This window comes from Halobacterium noricense (assembly GCF_021233435.1).
In the GTDB taxonomy this organism is placed as follows: Archaea; Halobacteriota; Halobacteria; order Halobacteriales; family Halobacteriaceae; genus Halobacterium; species Halobacterium noricense.
On sequence record NZ_CP089468.1, the window covers coordinates 1,739,144 to 1,758,951 of the forward strand.

The 19,808-nt window shown below is 67.7% G+C and carries 18 protein-coding genes and 1 pseudogene; 10 read left to right on the plus strand and 9 right to left on the minus strand.

The window, feature by feature from the left end; all coding sequences use genetic code 11:
* The first annotated feature begins 11 nt into the window (after window positions 1-11).
* Window positions 12-587, plus strand: coding sequence for a DNA-3-methyladenine glycosylase family protein (locus LT974_RS09100; protein WP_232587361.1), 576 nt, complete (start codon window positions 12-14; stop codon window positions 585-587).
* Here the strand turns inward: LT974_RS09100 and LT974_RS09105 are convergent, their stop codons facing one another.
* Window positions 588-1,676 carry a putative sulfate/molybdate transporter gene (locus tag LT974_RS09105; protein WP_232587362.1) on the minus strand — a complete coding sequence of 363 codons (1,089 nt, stop codon included), beginning with the start codon at window positions 1,674-1,676 and terminating at the stop codon, window positions 588-590.
* Window positions 1,677-2,051: 375 nt separating this feature from the next.
* On the opposite strand from LT974_RS09105, the gene LT974_RS09110 reads away from it, so the two are divergent.
* The 5 genes from LT974_RS09110 (at window position 2,052) to LT974_RS09130 (ending at window position 6,606) form a co-directional block, all read left to right on the plus strand.
* Window positions 2,052-3,014 carry a WD40/YVTN/BNR-like repeat-containing protein gene (locus LT974_RS09110; protein WP_232587363.1) on the plus strand — a complete coding sequence of 321 codons (963 nt, stop codon included), beginning with the start codon at window positions 2,052-2,054 and terminating at the stop codon, window positions 3,012-3,014.
* 130 nt (window positions 3,015-3,144) lie between these two features.
* A complete protein-coding gene (gene sdhC / locus LT974_RS09115) occupies window positions 3,145-3,537 on the plus strand; it encodes a succinate dehydrogenase, cytochrome b556 subunit (RefSeq protein WP_058983187.1) in 393 nt (130 codons plus the stop codon).
* Between the two features lies 1 nt (window position 3,538).
* Entirely contained in the window at window positions 3,539-3,901 is a 363-nt protein-coding gene (locus LT974_RS09120; RefSeq protein ID WP_232587364.1) for a succinate dehydrogenase hydrophobic membrane anchor subunit, read from the plus strand.
* A 1-nt stretch (window position 3,902) separates the two neighbouring features.
* Window positions 3,903-4,772, plus strand: a complete 870-nt coding sequence (locus LT974_RS09125) for a succinate dehydrogenase/fumarate reductase iron-sulfur subunit (protein ID WP_232587365.1) — start codon at window positions 3,903-3,905, stop codon at window positions 4,770-4,772.
* A gap of 1 nt (window position 4,773) precedes the next feature.
* Window positions 4,774-6,606: an FAD-binding protein gene (locus LT974_RS09130; RefSeq protein WP_232587366.1), complete on the plus strand. Its 1,833-nt coding sequence runs from the start codon at window positions 4,774-4,776 to the stop codon at window positions 6,604-6,606.
* Between the two features lie 61 nt (window positions 6,607-6,667).
* On the opposite strand, the pseudogene LT974_RS09135 reads toward LT974_RS09130, so the two are convergent.
* The 3 genes and pseudogenes from LT974_RS09135 to purD all read right to left on the minus strand — a co-directional run.
* Window positions 6,668-6,802, minus strand: a pseudogene (locus LT974_RS09135) (XapX domain-containing protein); the annotation flags it as partial.
* A 45-nt stretch (window positions 6,803-6,847) separates the two neighbouring features.
* Window positions 6,848-7,303, minus strand: a complete 456-nt coding sequence (locus LT974_RS09140; protein ID WP_232587368.1) for a ferritin-like domain-containing protein — start codon at window positions 7,301-7,303, stop codon at window positions 6,848-6,850.
* 65 nt (window positions 7,304-7,368) lie between these two features.
* A complete protein-coding gene (gene purD, locus LT974_RS09145; protein WP_232587369.1) occupies window positions 7,369-8,655 on the minus strand; it encodes a phosphoribosylamine--glycine ligase in 1,287 nt (428 codons plus the stop codon).
* Window positions 8,656-8,785: 130 nt separating this feature from the next.
* On the opposite strand from purD, the gene LT974_RS09150 reads away from it, so the two are divergent.
* Window positions 8,786-11,005 (plus strand): thioredoxin domain-containing protein, encoded by a 2,220-nt coding sequence (locus LT974_RS09150; RefSeq protein ID WP_232587370.1) that lies wholly within the window; start codon window positions 8,786-8,788, stop codon window positions 11,003-11,005.
* Here LT974_RS09150 and LT974_RS09155 read toward each other — a convergent pair.
* On the minus strand, window positions 11,002-11,361 hold the full coding sequence (locus LT974_RS09155) for a thioredoxin family protein (protein WP_232587371.1): 360 nt from the start codon (window positions 11,359-11,361) through the stop codon (window positions 11,002-11,004). The two genes, LT974_RS09150 and LT974_RS09155, sit on opposite strands and share 4 nt — an antisense overlap.
* Before the next feature lie 160 nt (window positions 11,362-11,521).
* On the opposite strand from LT974_RS09155, the gene LT974_RS09160 reads away from it, so the two are divergent.
* Complete coding sequence (locus tag LT974_RS09160; protein WP_232587372.1) at window positions 11,522-12,523, plus strand: PLP-dependent cysteine synthase family protein; 1,002 nt, start codon at window positions 11,522-11,524, stop codon at window positions 12,521-12,523.
* Here LT974_RS09160 and LT974_RS09165 read toward each other — a convergent pair whose 3' ends face one another.
* The 3 genes from LT974_RS09165 to surE all read right to left on the minus strand — a co-directional run bounded on the left by LT974_RS09165 (window position 12,524) and on the right by surE (window position 15,303).
* On the minus strand, window positions 12,524-12,976 hold the full coding sequence (locus tag LT974_RS09165) for a DUF5804 family protein (RefSeq protein WP_232587373.1): 453 nt from the start codon (window positions 12,974-12,976) through the stop codon (window positions 12,524-12,526).
* On the minus strand, window positions 12,973-14,151 hold the full coding sequence (locus tag LT974_RS09170) for a tRNA sulfurtransferase (RefSeq protein ID WP_232587374.1): 1,179 nt from the start codon (window positions 14,149-14,151) through the stop codon (window positions 12,973-12,975). Before LT974_RS09170 ends, LT974_RS09165 begins: the two co-directional genes overlap by 4 nt.
* 378 nt (window positions 14,152-14,529) lie before the next feature.
* Complete coding sequence (gene surE / locus LT974_RS09175; RefSeq protein WP_232587375.1) at window positions 14,530-15,303, minus strand: 5'/3'-nucleotidase SurE; 774 nt, start codon at window positions 15,301-15,303, stop codon at window positions 14,530-14,532.
* A 150-nt stretch (window positions 15,304-15,453) separates the two neighbouring features.
* On the opposite strand from surE, the gene rqcH reads away from it, so the two are divergent.
* Both rqcH and LT974_RS09185 read left to right on the plus strand, forming a co-directional pair.
* Window positions 15,454-17,574, plus strand: a complete 2,121-nt coding sequence (rqcH, locus tag LT974_RS09180) for a ribosome rescue protein RqcH (RefSeq protein ID WP_232587376.1) — start codon at window positions 15,454-15,456, stop codon at window positions 17,572-17,574.
* 404 nt (window positions 17,575-17,978) lie between these two features.
* The gene (locus LT974_RS09185) at window positions 17,979-19,046 is read left to right on the plus strand and encodes an mRNA surveillance protein pelota (RefSeq protein WP_232587377.1); all 1,068 of its coding nucleotides are present in this window, start codon (window positions 17,979-17,981) and stop codon (window positions 19,044-19,046) included.
* On the opposite strand, the gene LT974_RS09190 is transcribed toward LT974_RS09185, so the two are convergent.
* Window positions 19,047-19,781: an MBL fold metallo-hydrolase gene (locus LT974_RS09190; RefSeq protein ID WP_232587378.1), complete on the minus strand. Its 735-nt coding sequence runs from the start codon at window positions 19,779-19,781 to the stop codon at window positions 19,047-19,049. It lies immediately after the preceding gene.
* Window positions 19,782-19,808 lie beyond the last annotated feature (27 nt).

Here is a 19,808-nt window from a genome sequence, read left to right on the forward strand (position 1 = left end):
TTCCCCCCGATATGACCGACCCACACGACGCACTCCGCGACGACCCAGACCTGGGGCCGCTCGTCGACGAGCACGGGGAACTCGAACTCGACCCCGCCGACGACCCGTTCGAGCGCCTCGTCGTCTCTATCGTCCGCCAGCAGGTGTCGATGGACGCCGCGGCCGCCATCCGCGAACGGCTCTTCGAGGCCGTGGACATCACGCCCGAGAGTGTTGCCGGCGCAGACCCCGACGTGCTGCGGGATGCCGGGCTCTCCAGTCAGAAGACCGACTACGTGCGGAACGTCGCCGACGCGTTCATAGAGCGCGACTGGGGCCGCGCGTCCTTCGCGGACCACAGCGACGACGAGGTGCGTACCGAGCTCACGTCGATTACGGGCGTCGGCGACTGGACCGCGGGGATGTTCCTCATGTTCGGACTCGGCCGCGAGGACGTCTTCCCGGTCGGCGACCTCGGCATCCGGAAGGGGATGCAGTCGCTGTACGGCGGGGACACGACGCGCGCAGAGATGTGCGACATCGCGGCGCGCTGGCAGCCCTACCGGTCGTACGCGTCGCTGTACGTCTGGCGCGCCGACGAAGGATAGTCACGCGAACCGGCGATACGCGTGGTCGGCGACCAGCCCGGCGACAAACGCGACGCCGACGCCCGCAAGCAGGCCGACGACGCCGACGCCGAGCGTGAGCGCGTACTGGTCAGTATCGAGGCTGGTGTGCCCGAGTTGCGCGGCGACGGCAGCGAGGACGACGCCGAGCATGGCGACTGGGAACGCCGCGACGACGCCAACCGCGAGGACGGCCGCGAGCAGGTAGAGCACGCCGAGCACGACGTTCGCTGCGGCGGTGCGCGCGCCGAACGCGTACTTGCCGGCGACGCCGCCGCTCCCGTGGCACATCGGAATCGCGCCCAGCGGCACCGCGAGCAGGTTCATCGCGCCCATGCTCGTCGCGAGGTCGTCGGCCGTGGCGTCGGCGTCGAAGTACTCGTCGAGGAGGAGTGCGGTGGCGACGGCGGCGTTCCCGACGGACATCGCGAGTTGGCCGACCGCGGCCTGCGCGGTCCCGGCGTCGAAGAAGACGTCGGGTGACGGGAGCGCGAACGCGAATGCGGGTATCGCGGGGGAGATGCCACCGGTTTCGGCGAAAGCGAGTGCAGCGCCGATGACGACGACGGCGAGAGCGCTCGCGCGAACGGAGAGGACCGCGACGAGCGCGGCGACCGCAATCGCAGCGCCGGCGAGCGCGAGGTCCGTCGCAGCGAGGTCGAGGGCGGTCTCGAAGAGCACGAGCGCGACCGCGAGTTGGACACCGCGGACGACCGGTTGGCCGACGAAGCGACTGAGGCTGCCGAGCGCGCCGGTCGCGCCAGCAACGAGTAGTGTGCCGCCCGCGAGCAGGCCGGCAGCCGCGAGTCCGCTCGCCGTCAACGAGCCCGCGATTGCGAGCGCCGCCAGCGCCTTCATCGGCTCGACGGACACCGGCACGCCGTAGCGGGCACCCCACACGACCTGCGAGACGCCAAACCAGACGAGCACGGGAGCCAACGCCACCTCCGAGAGCGCCGCGAGCGCGACCACGACTGGGACGACCGTAACCGAATCTCCTACCGCCCCGGTAACGTCGCCGGGGAACTCGACGGTGGTCGTCCACGACGCGATACGCTCCGAGAATGCCATCGTGCACCGGGATGGTTGCCGCACGCAAGAAGCTGGTGCGTGTCCGAAATCGGTTTTCTGGGTTGGGTCAGGTAATTGTTTTCAGTCACTCTTTCCGAGGAGGTACCAGCTGTCCGGACCCTCCACGAGGTCCACCTCGCGGAACTCGACGCGGGGACACAGCGGGCGTACGAGCGTACGACGTCGTCACACGTCGCCGTCGTAGCGCCCCCGAGTCGTGTTGAAGGTGTTCGACCGACGAACGACGTGTGTAAAATGCCCTAACTCTTTACAGAAATAAACGCTATCAGTGAGCGATAAAATGTCTAAAGAGTACTAAACCCGAGTTAACTGTGTAGGGTTTTTAACTATCCACGAACTGATGTACCGAACGCGATGTCCGACTACTCGACTCACACCCGACGTAGAATCGTCAAGGCGGTCGGTGCGACCGCGGCCGCCGGCCTGTTCACGGGCGCGGCGAGCGCGACCAGCACCGACGAACCCGAAATCGGGGTCGTGGAATCCCCCACCGCGAGCACGCTCTACGACGTCGAAGCGACGGCCGCGGGCGCGTTCGCCGTCGGCACCGGCGGCGTGGTGCTCGAACGCAGCTCGACCGGCTGGGATAAACTACTCGACGGCGGTCCGACGGGCAACGGCAACGACATCTACGGCGCGGACGTCACCGACGACGGCAAGCGCCTGTGGTTCGTGGGTGCCTCGGGCGCCATCGGCGAGTACGACGTCGAAGCCGGCGTCCTGAACGACCACTCCGCGCCGATGGACGTCACGAACAACTTCAACGACGTCTCCGTCACCGGCAAGGCCGGCGAGGCGAACGTCTACGTCGCCGGCGACTCCGGGAAGATGTACTACTCCTACGAGAACGGCGAAACCGGGTCGTGGGACTACACGACGCCCGGTTCGGGTGCCGCAATCAACGCCGTGGACTTCTTCGACGACCGCAGCGGCCACATCGTCGACGGCAACACGAGCGTCTTCTACACACGTGACGGCGCCACGTGGGACACACTCGGCATCGCGGACGCCAACCACAACTTCTACGGCGTCGACTCGGACGGCTTCGACGACGTCTGGGTGTCCGGCGGCGGCGGCACCGTCTACCACTGGAACGGCAGCGAGTGGGTGCGCTCGGACACCGGCGACGCCACGCTCCGTGACGTCGAAGTCGCCAGCGGCAGCGGCGCGACGGTCGGCGGCGGCGGGAAGTTCTACGCCTACGACGGCAGCAAGTGGGCGGCCCGCACCACGCCGACCGGCGAGAACCTGAAGGCGGTCCTGCGCGGCGACACTACCATCGCGGTCGGCGCTAGCGGCACCATCATCGAAGCCTGACGCCCGCAGGCGTCCCCGTCGTCCCTTTTTCGCCGCGAGCGCGAGCGTCACGCGCCCGCCGCGTCGAAGCTCGCGCGACACGCCCGTGTAGTAACTTCTATGTGCGGAGGGACCACACGCTCCGAATGGTATGAGTCAGTCGTACGACCGAGGCCTCATCGAGGACTTCGGCCGGTGGCGGGAGTTCACGGCCGGGATGTGGGCCTGGGTATTTCACAAGTTTACGGGGTGGGTGCTCATCGGCTACCTGTTCACCCACATCGCCGTCCTGAGCACGTCGATGCAGGGCGCGGAGACGTTCAACAGCACGATTCAGGGGCTGGAGAGTCTCGCACTCGTCCGGTTGCTGGAGGTCGGCCTGCTGGCGGTCGCCGTCTTCCACATCCTGAACGGCATCCGCCTGCTGTTCGTCGACCTCGGCGTCGGCCTGGAATCGCAAGACAAGAGCTTCTACGCGTCGCTCGTGTTGACCGGCGTCATCGTCGTCGCGAGCGTGCCGACGTTCGTCTCGGGGGCATTCTAAGATGGCACAACGATACTCCTCGTTCAGTTCGGGTTCGACGGCGTGGCTGCTCCAGCGCATCACGGCAGCGTTCCTCGTGGTCGTGCTGGCGTTCCACTTCTTCCAGTTGCACTTCGTCACCCACGCCTACGAAATCGAGTTCGCGGGCAGCCAAGCGCGCATGCAGAACGTCGGCTACTTCGTCACGATGGTGTTGTTCCTCGTGACCGCGACGTTCCACGGCGTCAACGGCGTCTACAACGCGCTCGTCAACCAGGGCATCGACGGCATCCAGAAGCGCGTCGCCCAGGTCGTTCTGGGCGCTGCCGCGCTGTTGCTCGTCGTGCAAGGGATTCGCGTCGCAAACACGCTCGCGGGATTCTAACATGAGTACGCAGACACCCGACACCGACTCGGAGACCGAACAGCCCTCGTCCACGTCGCCACAGGAGCGGCGGATGGCCGAGAAACAGGCGCGCAAGGAGCAACGCGAGGCCGACGAAGCAGCCGCCGACAACGAGATTCAGGGGGAGACGGTGGAGCTGAAGGTGTTCCGCTACGACCCCGAAATCGAGGGCAAGGAGGAGCCACGCTTCGACTCCTTTACCGTGCCCTTCGAGAAGGGGATGACCGTCCTCGACGCGCTCATCTTCGCGCGCGACGAGTACGACTCCAGTCTCACCTTCCGGCACTCCTGCCGGCAGGCCGTCTGTGGCTCGGACGCGTTCTTCGTCAACGGCAGCCAGCGCCTCGGCTGCCAGACCCAGATTGCGGACCTCGACGGACCGGTGCGCGTCGAGCCGCTCCCGCATCAGGACGTCGTCAAGGACCTGGTCGTGGAGATGGACCACTTCTACGACCAGATGGAGTCCGTCGACCCGTTCTTCGACCCCGACGAGACGCCCGAGGACGAACTCGAAGAGCAGCGCCAGGACCGCGAGAACCGCGAGCAGGTCAAACTCTCCACGCGGTGTATCTGGTGTGGCGCGTGCATGTCCTCGTGTAACATCGCCGCGGGCGACAACAAGTATCTCGGCCCGGCGGCCATCAACAAGGCCTACCGCTTCTACATGGACGAGCGCGAGGGCGAGAACAAGCGCCAGGAGCGCCTCGAAATCATCGAGGCCGAGCACGGCGTCTGGCGGTGTCAGACCCAGTTCTCCTGTACGAACGTCTGTCCGAAGGACATCCCGCTCACCGAGCACATCCAAGAGCTGAAGCGCGAAGCCGTCAAGCAGAACCTCAAATTCTGGTAACATGTACGAGCACGACGTAATCGTAGTCGGCGGCGGTGGCGCGGGGCTCCGCGCCGCAATCGCCGCCCACGAGGAAGGCGCAGACGTAGCAATAGTCACGAAACTCCACCCGGTGCGCTCGCACACGGGCGCCGCCGAAGGTGGCATCAACGCCGCCCTGCAGGAGGGCGACTCGTGGGAGGACCACGCGTACGACACGATGAAGGGGTCGGACTACCTCGGCGACGCCCCCGCAGTCGACACGTTCGCGCAGGACGCACCCGAGGAAGTCATCCAGCTCGAACACTGGGGGATGCCGTTCTCCCGCGAGGAGGACGGCACGGTCAGTCAGCGACCGTTCGGCGGGCTCTCCTTCCCGCGGACGACGTACGCGGGTGCCGAGACCGGCCACCACATGCTCCACACGCTGTACGAGCAGGTGGTCAAACGAGGCATCGAAGTGTACGACGAGTGGTACGTCAGCCAGGTCGCAGTCACCGACGAGGACGACCCCAACGAGCGCGACTGTCACGGCGTCGTCGCCTGGGACGTCCAGTCCGGCGAAATCGCGGGCTTCCGCGCCCGCGACGGCGTGATTCTGGCGACCGGCGGCCTCGGTCAGGCGTACGACCACACGACCAACGCCGTCGCCAACACCGGTGACGGCGTCGCCATCGCGTACCGCGCCGGCGTCCCGATGGAGGACATGGAGATGATTCAGTTCCACCCGACGACGCTCCCCTCGACTGGTGTGCTCATCAGCGAGGGCGTCCGCGGGGAGGGCGGCATCCTCTACAACTCCGAGGGCGAGCGCTTCATGTTCGAGTACGGGTACGCGACCAACGACGGCGAACTCGCGTCCCGCGACGTCGTCGCGCGTGCTGAACTCACTGAAGTGCAGGAGGGGCGTGGCGTCGAGGACGAGTACGTCTACCTCGACATGCGCCACCTCGGCGAGGAGCGCATCACCGACCGCCTGGAGAACATCCTCCACCTCGCGCGCGACTTCGAGGGCGTCGACGGCCTCGAAGAACCGATGCCGGTCAAGCCCGGCCAGCACTACGCGATGGGCGGCATCGAGGTCGACGAGCACGGCGAGACGTGCATCGACGGCCTCTACGCGGCCGGCGAGTGTGCGTGTGTGAGCCTCCACGGCGGCAACCGCCTCGGCGGGAACGCGCTGCCGGAACTACTCGTCTTCGGGGCGCGCGCCGGCAGCCACGCCGCGGGCGCGGACATGCCCGAGCCGAAGATTCAGACCGGCCCCGACCCGGACGCCGAGCGCGAGGAACTCGGCGTGCCCGTCGGCGAGCCCGGCGCGACGGAAGCCGCCGCGGACGGCGGCGCGGTCGAGAACCCCGACAGCGACCCCGAAGCGGTCGTCGAAGCGACCGCCGAAGAGGAGCGCGAGCGCATCGAGACACTGCTCGAACGCGAGGACGGCGTCAACCACGCCGACGTGCGCGCGGACCTCCAGGAATCGATGACGGAGAACGTCAACGTGTTCCGGGAGGAAGGGAGCCTGAAGCAGGCGCTCCGGGACATTCAGGACGCCCGCGAGCGCTACCAGGACGTCTACGTCGCGGACAAGTCCCGGACGTTCAACACCGACCTCCAGCACACCATCGAGACCCGGAACCTGCTGGACGTCGCGGAAGCCATCACGATGGGCGCGCTCGCCCGCGACGAGTTCCGTGGCGCACACTGGCGGAAGGAGCACCAGGAGCGCAAGGACGACGAGTACCTCAAGCACACGCTCGTCTCGTGGAACGACGGCGAGCCCGAACTCTGGTACCGGCCGGTCATCCTCGAAGGCGACGAGCAGACCTACGAGCCGAAAATCCGGTCGTACTGACGGCGCTTCGCTTCCCAGAATCTTTCTCGGCGAGAACGCGTCCAGCCTGCCGGTTCTACACGCCCAGCCAGATGCCGACGATACCCATGACGCCCGTCAGCGACGGCGGCGCGGGAATCGGGATGCGGAGGGACGCGAACACCACGCCGACGGCGATACCGGTCAGCGTCGCGGCGACGACGAAAGCGACGTTCATGGCAGTGGCTACGCGTCGGCCGCGGCAAAAGGAGCGCGAAACCCGTTAGTCTGAGCGGTACTCCTTGCGGTAGCCGCGGAACTCCGTGCGGTGGGCTTCCTCGTCGGCGAGAATCGTCACCGCGAGGTCCTCCGTGACGGGGTCGTCGGCGTCCTCGGCGGCGTCGATGAGGTCGCGGTACGTGTCGATGGCGTCCTCCTCGGCGTCGAGCACGCCGTCGATGACCGACAGCACGTCGGTGGTGTCCTCGGGCGGCTGGAGGGAGTGCTGGTGGGCTTCGAACTCAGCGGACGCGGGCGGCTGTTCGTCGAGCTGTTTGAGGCGTTCGCCGAGCTGTTCGGCGTGCGAGAGCTCCTCCTGGATGTCCGTCTGGAGGGACTCTTTGATTTCCTCGGCGCGCACGCCGTCGAGGACGATGGAGTTCGTCATGTAGTTCATGACCGTCTCGATTTCGTCGCCGTACGCCTTCCGCAGCAGTCGCGTGACTTCCTCGCTCGACATACCGGCGACTACGCAGCGGGATGTTAAAGAACCAGGTGGCGGTTCGTGGCGCGGCGCGCCGAAGGCTACTCGTCGTGGACGGCGTTCATGTGGTCGATGCGCTCCTGGAGGAGCTCCTTCGTGCCGATGTCGCGGCGCACGCGCAGCCCCTCTGGGAGGTCGCCGAGCGCGGCGCTGGCCTCGGCTTCGGCGTCGGGAATCGAGGAGCCGAACCCGACGACGGCGTACGACCGTGAGGTCGTCGTGTAGATACCGTCGTCGCGGGCGTCGACGCTCGCGTAGAACAGTTTGGCGTCGTCGAGGTCGTCGGCGTCGATAGTGACGCGCGTGCCACCCCCGGGGTTCGCGGGGTAGCCCTCGGGGACGACGTACTTGCAGACGGTCGCGACGTCCGCGAACTCGGGGTCCGGGAGCGGGTCGTCGTCGCGAGCCGCGGTGAGCACGTCGACGAGCGGCGTCTCCATCGTCGGGAGCGTGTTGAGCGCCTCGGGGTCGCCGAAGCGCGCGTTGAACTCCACGACCTTCGGGCCGTCGTCAGTGAGCATGAACTGGCCGTAGAGGACGCCACGGTAGGAAGGGAGCGCGTCGACGATGGCTTCCAGGGTGTCCACGCAGGCCTCGTACTCGTCGTCAGTGACGAACGGGAGCGTCCAGTCCGGACCGGTGTAGCTACCCATGCCGCCCGTGTTCGCGCCCTCGTCGCCTTCGAGCGCGCGGCCGTGGTCGTGCGCGACCGGCGTGGGGCGGACGTCGCGGTTCGCGACGAACGCCTGCACGGTGACTTCCTCGCCGACGAGACGCTCCTCGACGACCCACTCGTCGTGCTCGGAGGACCGCACGTAGTCGGCGGCCTCCTGCTTCGAGACCTGGTCGCCCGTGACGCGGACGCCCTTGCCGCCCGTGAGGCCGGCGGGCTTGACCGCGACGTCACCGTCCACGCGCTCGACGTAGTCGGCGGCCGCGTCCGGGTCGTCGAACGTCTCGAACTCCGCTTGGCCGGGGACGTCGTGTTCGGCCATGAACTCCCGCTGGAACGTCTTGTCCGTCTCGATGCGGGCGTCGGCCTGCTTCGGGCCGAACGCGTAGACGTCCTCGTCGTCGAGCGCATCCACGACGCCAGCCGCCAGCGGGCCCTCCGGACCGACGACGGCGAGCGTCGCGTCCACGTCGAGCGCGTAGTCGACGACTGCGTCGGGGTCTTCGGTGTCGAGTTCGCGGAAGCCGTCAGCCAACTCGTCGATTCCCGGGTTGCGGTTGCCCGCAGCAGCGTACAGTTCGCAGTCGTCGGCGAGTTCGTCGGCGATAGCGTGCTCCCGGCCGCCGCCACCGACCAGCAGGACTCGTTCGGTCATGTGCGGGGAGAGTGAGCAAGCAAGTGTAAATCTTCCCCTACTCGACTGTCGTGTTGTACGCGTTCGTGTATTCCCGATGGGCGAGTGCCGCGAGAGTGGGTTTTACCCGCCAGCGACCTCTCCTTCTGGTATGTCCGACCCCACCGCGCGGAACCGGCTCGACGAGACGGCGAGCCCGTACCTCCGCCAGCACGCCGACAACCCCGTGAATTGGCAGCCGTGGGACGAAGCGGCGTTCGAGGCCGCCCGCGAGCGCGACGTCCCCATCTTCCTCTCTATCGGCTACTCGGCCTGTCACTGGTGTCACGTCATGGAGGAGGAGTCCTTTTCCGACCCGGAGGTCGCCGAAGTACTGAACGAGCACTTCGTCCCAATCAAGGTCGACCGCGAGGAGCGACCTGACGTCGACTCGCTGTACATGACCGTCTGTCAGGCCGTCCGCGGTGGCGGCGGCTGGCCGTTGTCGGCGTTCCTCACACCCGAGAAGGAGCCGTTCTACGTCGGGACGTACTTCCCGAAGGAGGCCAAGCGCAACCAGCCCGGCTTCCTCCCGCTGACGAAGCGCGTCGCGCGAGAGTGGGAACAGAACCGCGAAGAACTCGAAGAGCGCGCCGACCAGTGGATGAGCACCGCCCGGGGCGAACTGGAGTCGCTGCCCGACCCCGTCGACGTCAGCGACGAGAGCCCGCTGTTGGACGCCGCCGACGAACTCGCGCGCGCCGCCGACCGCGACCACGGCGGCTTCGGGCGCGCGCCGAAGTTCCCGCAGGCCGGTCGGGTGAGCGCGCTCTTACGCGCTCACCACTGGAAGCCAGCAGCCGACACTCGGTACGGCGACGCCGCCCAACACGCGCTCGACGCGATGGCCGACGGCGGCCTCTTCGACCACCTCGGCGGTGGCTTCCACCGCTACTGCACGGACGCCGATTGGACGGTGCCGCACTTCGAGAAGATGCTGTACGACCAGGCCGCGCTCGCCGAGTTGTACGTCGACGGCTACCGGCTGTTCGGTGACGAACGCTACGCGGAGGTCGTCGACGAAACCCTGGAATTCGTCGACCGCGAACTCGGCCACCCCGACGGCGGGTTCTACGCGACGCTCGACGCCCGTAGCGCGCCGCCGGAGAACCCCGAGGGCGTCCGCGGCGAAGCCGCGGGCTCGTCCGGTCGTGACGAACGTACTGAGGAACGACCGGACGGCGACCACGAGGAGGGCGCGTTCTACGTGTGGACGCCCGCGGAAGTCGAAGCAGCGGTCAGCGAATACGCCGACGTTGCACCCGTCGACGAATCCGACGACTTCCTCACTGACGTCTTCTGTGCGCGCTACGGTGTGGACGTCGCGGGGAACTTCGAGGACGGGCGGACGGTGCTCACGGTGTCTGCAACGCTGTCCGAGCTCGCGGAGGACTTCGAACGCTCCGCGGACGAGGTTGCAGGCGCGCTCGACGCTGCAGAAAAGCGTCTCCGGGTCGCACGCGAGAACCGCCCGCGACCCGCGCGCGACGAGAAGGTGCTGGCGGGCTGGAACGGCCTGATGGCGCGAGCGTACGCGGAAGCCGGCCTCACGCTCGACACCGAATACGCCGAGCGCGCCGCCGACGCAATCGAGTACGTTCGGGAGACGCTGTGGGATGGCGATAGGCTCTCGCGGCGCGTGATAGACGAGGACGTCGCAGGCGTGGGATACGCCGAGGACTACGCGTACCTCGCTGCAGGCGCGCTCGCGACCTACGAGGCGACCGGCGACCACGCCCACCTCCAGTTCGCACTCGACCTCGCGGACGCCCTCCTCGCGGAGTGCTACGACGAGGAGACCGGCGCACTCTACGAGACACCCGAATCCGTCGAGGACGTGGGTGTGCGCTCGCAGGACGTGGCTGACGGTCCGACGCCGTCGCCGGTCGGCGTGGCCGCGGAAACGCTGTTCGCGCTGGACGCGTTCGACCCCGAGTCGGGCTACGGCGACGCCGCGGGCGCGATGCTCGAACGGTACGGCGGCCGAGCCGAGACCACGCCAACGAGCCACGCGACGCTCGCGCTCGCCGCCGACACGCACGCACACGGCCTGCTGGAGGTCACGGTCGCTGCCGACGTGCTCCCCGACGAGTGGCGCGAGACAATCGGGGAGTCCTACCTTCCGCACCGCCTGCTGACCGTTCGGCCGCCTACCGAATCCGCGCTAGAAGCGCGGCTGGACGACCTCGAACTGGCGGCCGCGCCGCCAGTTTGGGCGCAGCGCGGCGCTGTCGACGGCAATCCCGCGGCGTACGTCTGCCGGCGCGCGTGCTCGCCGCCCGTGACGACGACCGAAGAAATCGCGGAGTGGCTCGCGGAGTTCCGCGCCTAAAGCTGGTCCGCGAGGTAGACCGCCGGCGAGACGCGCTCCTCCTCGACGAAGCGCGCGAGCTCCTCCCCGTCGCGCTCGATGATGATAGTCGGGATGAGTTCGATGCCGTACTCCTCGACTTTCGGCCCGTGCTTCTCACCATCGTCGCGTTCGACGGGGTACTGTTCGACGTTCTCGACGCCCGCGGCATCCAACGCGGCCGCGAAGTCCGGGAGCTGGCTGCGGCAGTCACCGCACCAGTCCGCGCCCCAGACGCGAACCGTCACGTCGTCGTCGAGGTTCTCGAACGCTGCCACGACCTCCGGGTAGGAGTCCGCGTCCCACGCCGGGTTCGGCTCCATCGTGCTCAATCTCATACCCAGTCGTTGGCGTGGCGCGGGCAAAAAGCTCGCGCTCGCGGCGACGGTGCCACCGGGAGACTGATTTGGATGACCGCCGAATAGCCGGGGCGTCGAAGGCGGCAGGGACTGTCACGGCCCGTCACACGTTTAGTGGGGGACTGCCTAGACACGGCTAATGAAGGACAGCATCCTCGAGGCCATCGGGTCGCCGCTCGTCCGCGTCCCCGCTCCCGAGGGCGCGACCATCGCGGCGAAGCTCGAGGCGTTCAACCCCGGTGGGTCGGCGAAGGACCGACCCGCGCGAGAGATGGTGCTGGCTGCCGAGCGCGAGGGACACGTCTCGCCCGGTGACCGCCTCGTGGAGGCCACCAGCGGGAACACGGGCATCGGACTCGCCGTCGTCGCCGCAGCGCGCGGCTACGACCTCACCATCGTGATGCCAGCGTCGATGTCCGAGGAGCGGCGGCGCCTCCTCCGCGCGTACGGCGCGGATCTCGAGCTCGTCGAAGGCGACATGGAGACCGCCAACGCGCACGCCGACCGCATCGCCGCCAAAGACGGTGGATTCCGCGTCTCCCAGTTCGAGAACCCCGCGAACCCGCGGGCGCACTACCGGACGACTGCCGAGGAAATCATCGAACAGGTAGAGGGCCGCGAAATCGACGCGTTCGTCGCCGGCGTCGGCACTGGCGGCACCATCACGGGCACCGCGACGCGCCTCAAAGAGGAGTACCCCGACATGGATGTCGTCGCGGTCGAACCCGAGGAGAACGCCGTGCTCGCGTCCGGGGAATCCGGCGACGACAACTTCCAGGGAATGGGCCCGGGGTTCGTCAGCGACCTCCTCGACGTCGACCTCGTCGACAGCGTCGAGCCCGTCGCCGTCGAAGACGCCGAAGCAACAGCGCGCGAACTCGCCCGAGAACAGGGCATCCTCGTCGGCCAGTCCAGCGGCGCCGCCTACGTCGCCGCCGAGCGCGTCGCCGAGCGCATCGCCGAACCCGGGCTGAACTGCCCTGAGACGGCGTTCGACGCCAGCGACCTCGCGGACGCCGGCCTCGACGAGGACGCGCTCGCCGACGGCGGGACGCCGGAGTACGACGACTGCCCGCTGGTCGTTACGGTGTTCCCGGACTCCGGCGAGCGCTACCTCTCGGCGGGCGTCTTCGACACCTAACTACGCCTCGAACTCGTTTTCCGTCACGCGCACGACGACGGTCTCCTCGACGTCACGGAGGTCGTACTCGGGACGCTCGCCCTGTACGCGCGTGACGTACATCGGCTCGACGAGCCGTCCGTCCTCGACGCCGTAGACCTTCAGCCGCGCGTCCGTCTCGGGCGCGCGCACGTCGCCGTCCCGAACTTCCGCGGCGAGGTCGCGGGAGAGCCACTCGTCGTCGGCGACCGACGGTTCGAGGACGAACGCCTCCTCGGCGAGGCGGACCAGATACCAGTTCAGGTCGTTCAACAGCGACACCGCAGCGCCGAGGCTCACGGTGTCGACGGCGACCGTGTTCTCGTACGGCGACCCGATGTCGTAGGTTGCCAACGCCCGCCGCGCAGTCTCGTACGCGAACAGGTCCGTGCGGAGGTCGGCGTCGTCGCTCCCGACGATGCAGACGCGCGTCACGCCGGCATCCCTCCGGAGACTTCGATGCGGTCGGCGGCTTCACGCGCCCACTCGAAGAGGTCGTCGGGTTCGTCTTTGCGAACGCTCTCCATCGACGCGGAGGTCAGCGGCTGGCTCGGCGCGAGCCGCTCGCAGCCGACATCGAGCGTGGAGTCTCGGTACGTACCGATGTCGCGGGCGCGAGCGATTATCTCCTGTTTATCGAGCGCGAACAGCGGCCGGTGGACCGGGAGGTCGGTAACGCGGTCGACGACTGCGAAGTTCGCGGCGGTCTGACTGGACTTCTGGCCCAGCGATTCGCCGGTGACGATGCCGACTGCGCCGACCTGCTCGGCGAGCTGTTCGGCAACCCGGTACATGAACCGGCGGTAGGAGAGCATGCGCGTGCGCCCGACCTCGTCACCGAGGCGTTCGACGGCGTCCCCTGCGGGCGCGACGCGCAACTGGAGGTCGAAGTTCGGCGCGTACGCCGACAGCCGTCTCGCGGTCTCCTCGGCGCGAGCACGGTGGTCGGGGCCGCCGTACGGCCCGAGGTCGAGGTACAGCGGCACGACCGGCGACCCGCGCTTCATCGCTTCCCACGCCGCGACCGGCGAGTCGATGCCGCCGGAGACGAGCGCGACCAGCGGCTTCTGGCTGCCAAGCGGCATCCCGCCGGGGCCGTCGCGTTTCTCCACGAAGACGAACGCTTCGTCCTGACGGACTTCCACGAAGAACGTGACGTCGGGGTCGTCGAGGTCGACTTCCGGGCGGACGTCCTGTTCGACGGCGTGCCAGACGGCGTCTCCGCCTTCGCGGTTGACGTCGTGGCTGCTGAACTCGTGGTCGCCGACGCGGCGGGCGTCGACGGCGTACGCGCCGCCGTCGTAGCACTCGCGGGCGGTCAGCGCGAGCGCGCCACGAATCGAGCGCATCTCGGGCGGCACCGAGAGCGCGGGGCTCGCCGAGACGACGCCGAACGTGTCCGCAGCGGCGTCCGCGGCGGCGTCGGGGTCGGGCGTCCGAACGAGCAGTCGTCCCCACTCGCGTTCGACTTCGCCCGGGATGTCGCGGTCGTCGAGGATGGCTTCGAGGTTCTCGCGGAGCCGGCGCTCCATGTCGGACTGCACCGAGCTCGACTTCACGCCGACGTCGCCGTGCCTGACGACGACGGCGTCCGCACCGGGCGGTAACATGGTAGGAAGAAGCCGACCCGACAGTAAACACCTATCGCCTGCTGGCGGACAGAACACTCGCAGACCGGGGTGGATTCGGACAGGTGGCGCCTCGTCGCGAGCCGGCTCGCCACGCTCCCGCCTCGGCCGGACCCGCGCCAGTCGTTACGTCACCCACGAGGTTGGGCCCGTTCCCGTACTTGAATCTACGCAGCCGGTAGCAGCCAGCATTCGCGCGGCTTCGCCGCGCGATTCACTCCACGAGTGAGCGAAGCGAACGAGTGGAGGCCGACGACCGAACGGAGCGCGTTAGCGCGGAGTGAGGGAGGAGTGCTTTTTCCGCAAGTTTTTGCCGAGTGAGGCGCGCTTTGCGCGCCTCACGCAGCGCAAAAAGTGCGTTTAGAGCAGCCCACCGGGCGTCGCGCCGTCGGCGACGGAGTGGGGGACGGTGAGCGGGGTGACACTAATCTCGTTGTCGACGCAGGCGTGGCGGTCGGTGCCGGCGGGGTCGGGGATGTCGCGGTCGAGGAACTGGTGCCAGAAGCGGTCTTCGACGTTGATTCCGGCTTCCGTGAATTCGGCCTGGAGTTCGTACTCTTCGGTGGGACGGGTGATGCGCTTGATAGGGTTGTCGGCGTACTCGGTGGCGGGGGCGTTCACGGAGAGGTAGTCGGCGGTGGGGAGGACGTCACCGACGACGAAGTCGGGGAGGATGTCGGCGATGGCGTCGGCGGCGGTGTGGAACTGGTCGTAGGTGGGTTCCCAGTCGCCAGTGGGGTCGAACTCCCAGTCGTACATGGAGACGGCGATAGCGGGGAGGCCGAGGAAAGAGGCTTCCATGGCGGCGCCGACGGTGCCCGAGCGTGCGAGGATGTGCGCACCGAGGTTCGGACCGTCGTTACAGCCGGAGACGACGACGTCGGGCGTGAAGTCGAGCGCGGCGACGGCGACAGCGACGCAGTCGGCGGGGGTGCCGTGGACGGCGTAGCCGTCCTCGCGGTCCTCGTAGTCGAGCGTCTCGAACGTCCGGGTCTGGCCCGTGCCGGACTGTTCGGCGGCGGGCGCGACGACGGTGACGTCGTGGTCGTCGGCGAGGCGGTCGCGGAGCGCGTGGATGCCGGGGGCGTCGATGCCGTCGTCGTTGGTGAGGAGCACGGACAGCGACTCGGTCATTACGCGTCGCTACTTGCTCGTCGGGTGTATCGGTTCCGGTCGCGGTGGCCCACCCGACGGGGCTCTTTCCAGTCGCCGTTCGCATCTGGTGGCGCTATCGCGCCACCCAGACCGTAAGGCAGAGGGATTCCCCCCGCCAACCAGTAGAGCATGGACCAGAAGCGGGAGCTGACGAGCGTCGACCTCGTCGCCCTCACTGCGGAGCTCAACGGCTACAAGGGGGCGAAAGTCGACAAGGCCTACCTCTACGGCGACGACCTCCTGCGGCTGAAGATGCGGGACTTCGACCGTGGCCGCGTGGAACTCCTCGTCGAAGTCGGGGACACGAAGCGCGCACACGTCGCGGCACCCGAGCACGTTCCGGCGGCTCCGGGTCGCCCGCCGAACTTCGCGAAGATGCTGCGGAACCGCCTCTCGGGCGCGGACTTCCACGAGGTGCGCCAGCACGGCTTCGACCGGATTCTGGAGTTCGAGTTCCGCCGCGAGGACCAGGATACGACCATCGTCGCGGAGCTGTTCGGCGACGGCAACATCGCGGTCGTCGACCAGAACGGCGAGGTCGTGGACTCCCTGGACACCGTCCGCTTGCAGTCGCGGACGGTCGCGCCAGGCTCCCAGTACGGATTCCCGAGTTCGCGCGTCAACCCGCTCGAACTCGACTACGAGGGGTTCGCGGCGAAGATGCGCGAGTCGAACACGGACCTCGTGCGAACGCTCGCCACTCAGTTGAACTTCGGTGGGCTGTACGGCGAGGAACTCTGCACACGGGCGGGCGTCGAGAAGACCAAGGACATCGACGACGCCACCGAGGAGGAGTTCCGCGCGCTCTACGAGGCCAGCGAGCGCCTGCTGGACGCGATTCAGGCCGGTGACCTCGACCCGCGCGTCTACTTCGAACCCGGCGAAGGCGAGGACGAGGACGGAAAGGCGGCGCGCGGACAGCGCGTGGACGTGACGCCGCTGGCGCTCGAAGAGCGCGCCGACCTCCCCTCGGACGCGTTCGACCGGTTCAACGACGCCCTCGACGACTACTTCACGAACCTCGACACCACCGAGGAGGAGGAGAGCGGGGAGGCGGTGTCGAAGCCGGACTTCGAGCAGGAGATTCAGAAGCAAAAACACATCATCAAACAGCAGGAGCAGGCCATCGAGGACTTCGAGCGGCAGGCCGAGACCGAGCGCGAGAAGGCCGAACTGCTGTACGCGAACTACGACCTCGTCGACGACATTCTCTCGACGGTGCAGGACGCTCGCGACGCGGGCCACGGCTGGCAGGAAATCGCGCAGACGTTCGAGGAGGCTGCGGGCGACGTGTCTGGCGCTGACGCGTTCGCGGGCATCAACGAGTCCGAGGGCACCGTCCGCGTCCAGTTGGACGACTACACCATCGAGGTGGACCCCGCGTGGGGCGTCGAGAAGAACGCCGACGAGCACTACAAGGAAGCCAAGCGCATCGAGGAGAAGCAGGAGGGCGCACGCGCGGCCATCGAGAACACGCGCGAGGACCTCGAAGCCGCCAAGCAGCGCCGAGAAGAGTGGGAGGCAGAACCCGAGGAGGCCGAGGAGGAAGAAGATCGAGAGATCGACTGGATCTCTCGCTCATCGATTCCGATTCGCAAGCAGGAGCAGTGGTACGAGCGGTTCCGCTGGTTCCGCACCTCCGACGGGTTTCTCGTCATCGGCGGCCGCGACGCCGACCAGAACGAGGAGCTCGTGAAGAAGTACATGGACCGCTACGACCGGTTCTTCCACGCACAGGCCCACGGCGGCCCGGTCACGGTGCTGAAGACGTCCGAACCGAGCGAGCCCTCGAAGGACATCGAGGTACCCGAGTCGAGCAAGCGCGAGGCCGCCCAGTTCGCGGTGTGTTGTTCCTCGGTCTGGAAGGACGGCCGCGGCTCCGGTGACGCCTACATGGTGTCGCCGGACCAGGTGTCGAAGACGCCCGAAAGCGGCGAGTACCTGGAGAAGGGCGGGTTCGCGATTCGGGGCGACCGCACGTACTTCCGGGACCTGCCCGCGGAGTGGGCAGTCGGCATCAGTTGCGAGCCGCACACGCGCGTGCTCGGCGGCCCCATCAACGCCATCGTCGACGACGTGGAGACGACGATTGAACTCGAACCGGGCCGGTACGCGCAGGGTGACGCCGCCAAGCGCATCTACCGGGAGTTCCGCGAGCGCTTCGCGGACGAGTCGTTCGTCCGGAAGGTCGCCAGCCCGGACGAGATTCAGAAGTACATGCCGCCCGGTGGGAGTCGGATTCGAGATTAGAATCCTCTTGCGATAGTTCTCATCCGCCTTCGACGTGAGTTATCGAGAACACCCAGAAATCCCCGAGGCTGTAGACTCGGTGCGCTCGCTGCGCTCCTCGGCCTCTGGCCTGCGGTGCTTGCGTCGCGCGCCTTCGTCTACAGCCTCGCCCCTTTCAGTCCGCCCAGTTACCGGCTGTCCAACCGGTCTGGGAGGGGCTGAAAGGGGCGGCGGGCTCGCGCTTGCTTGGTCGTCTCGCGACGCAAGCACCGCAGCGAAGCGAGGAGCGCAGCGAGCGAACGACCGCGAGCCCGCCGGGGCTTTCTGGCAGACGACGGCCGTACGGGTCGCGGACGCCACGGAGTGTCTCAATCCAGGGCGCGAGAGTAGCAGGACACTTGGGCGTCCCGTGCCTCGGTTCGGGTATGCAACTGAAGGAGCGCCGGCAGGTCGAAGGCGGCGGCGAGCGCATCACGCTCGTCCCCGAGTCCCTCGACGACCTCTGGCACCTCGCGTACATTCTGGAGCCCGGGGACCTCGTCGCGGGGGATACGCACCGCCGCATCCAGCGCAAGGACGAACAGATGCGGGATACGGGCGGCGAGCGCGAGCACATGCACGTCACCATCGACGTCGAGGACGTGGAGTTCCACAAGTTCTCGAACCGCCTCCGGGTCGCTGGCACCATCGCGGACTGCTCCCGGGAGGACCAACTCGGCCTCCACCACACGCTGAACGTCGAGGAGCGCGAGGAAATCGAGGTCGAGAAAATCTGGAAGCCCGACCAGCTCGAACGCCTCAACGAAGCCGTCGAAGCCACGGACCAGCCGGACGTCGCAATCGCGACCGTCGAGGAGGGCGAGGCCTACATCCACGTCGTCCAGCAGTACGGCGTCGACGAGTACGGCTCGTTCACGGGCACGACGGGGAAAGGCGAGTACTCACGCTCACGCGAGGAGTTGTTCGAGGACGTCGCGAGCGCGCTCTCGCACCTCGACGCCGATGCCATCATCCTCGCCGGCCCCGGGTTCACGAAGCAGGACGCCCTCGACTACATCCAGGAGGAGTACCGGAGTCTCACGGACAAGATTACGACGGTAGACACGAGCGCGGTGGGCGGCCGCGGCGTCCACGAAGTCCTCAAGCGCGGCGCTGTCGAGGACGTCCAGGAGGAGACCCGCATCGCCGAGGAGTCCGAACTCATCGACGAACTCACGGATCAGATAGCCACCGACGGGAAGGCTGCCTACGGCATCGAAGCGGTCGAGAAAGCCGTCGACTTCGGCGCGGTCGAGACGCTGCTGATCCTGGACGAACGCCTGCGCAAGGAGCGCGCGGGCGAGGGCGACTGGGACGTCGACGTCAACGACCTCGTCACGCAGGTCGAACAGCAGGGCGGCGACGTCACCGTGTTCAGCCACGAGTTCGCGCCCGGGGAACAGCTCCGGAACCTCGGCGGCGTCGCGGCCATTCTGCGCTACCGGCTCGACTGACTACTCGACGTCGACGACGAGCCCGTCCCGCGCGAACGCGACGTGCCCGTCGAAGTGCTCCTCGATTGCGGCCTGCATCTCGCGGTGTTTGCCCTCCGTGTGCGGGTAGAGGTGCGTGAGGTACAGTTCGTCGACGTTCACGCCCGCCAGGGACTCGCCGAGCTGCGTCGGCGTCGGGTGGTTGGAGACGTCGACCGCGTCGGGGAACGAGCAGTCGTGGACGAGTACGTCGCAGCCGTCCGCAAACTCGCCCATCCCCGCGAACGCCTCGGTGTCCGCGCTGAACGCGAGCTCGCCGTCGAACTTGTACGCCAGCCCCGGCATCGAGTGGCGCGTCTCGATGGCGTCCACGTCGAACCCCGCCACCTCGAAGCTCCCCACGCCGACCTCGCGTAACGTGAGGTCCACGCGGTCCTGCAAGTACTCGTGGACGTCCAGCAAGTCCGTTACGAGCCCTTTCGTCCCGGTCGGTCCGACGACGGTGAGGTGTTCTTCGCCGGCGAGCCAGCGCGCCTTTAACAACGGCAGCAGGTCGCTGACGTGGTCGAGGTGGTGGTGCGTGAGCAACACCGTGTCCACGCCCTCGTACCCCACGTCCGTCCGCGCGAGCGTGTGCAGCACGCCGCTCCCGCAGTCCACGAGCAGTCGACTATCGGGTTTTTCAAGCAGGAGTCCGGTCTGCATCCGGTCGCCCGTCGGCATCGCGCTCCCCGTCCCGAGGAACGTCAGTTGCATACCGGGAGCCGCGGACGGAAGGCGGTT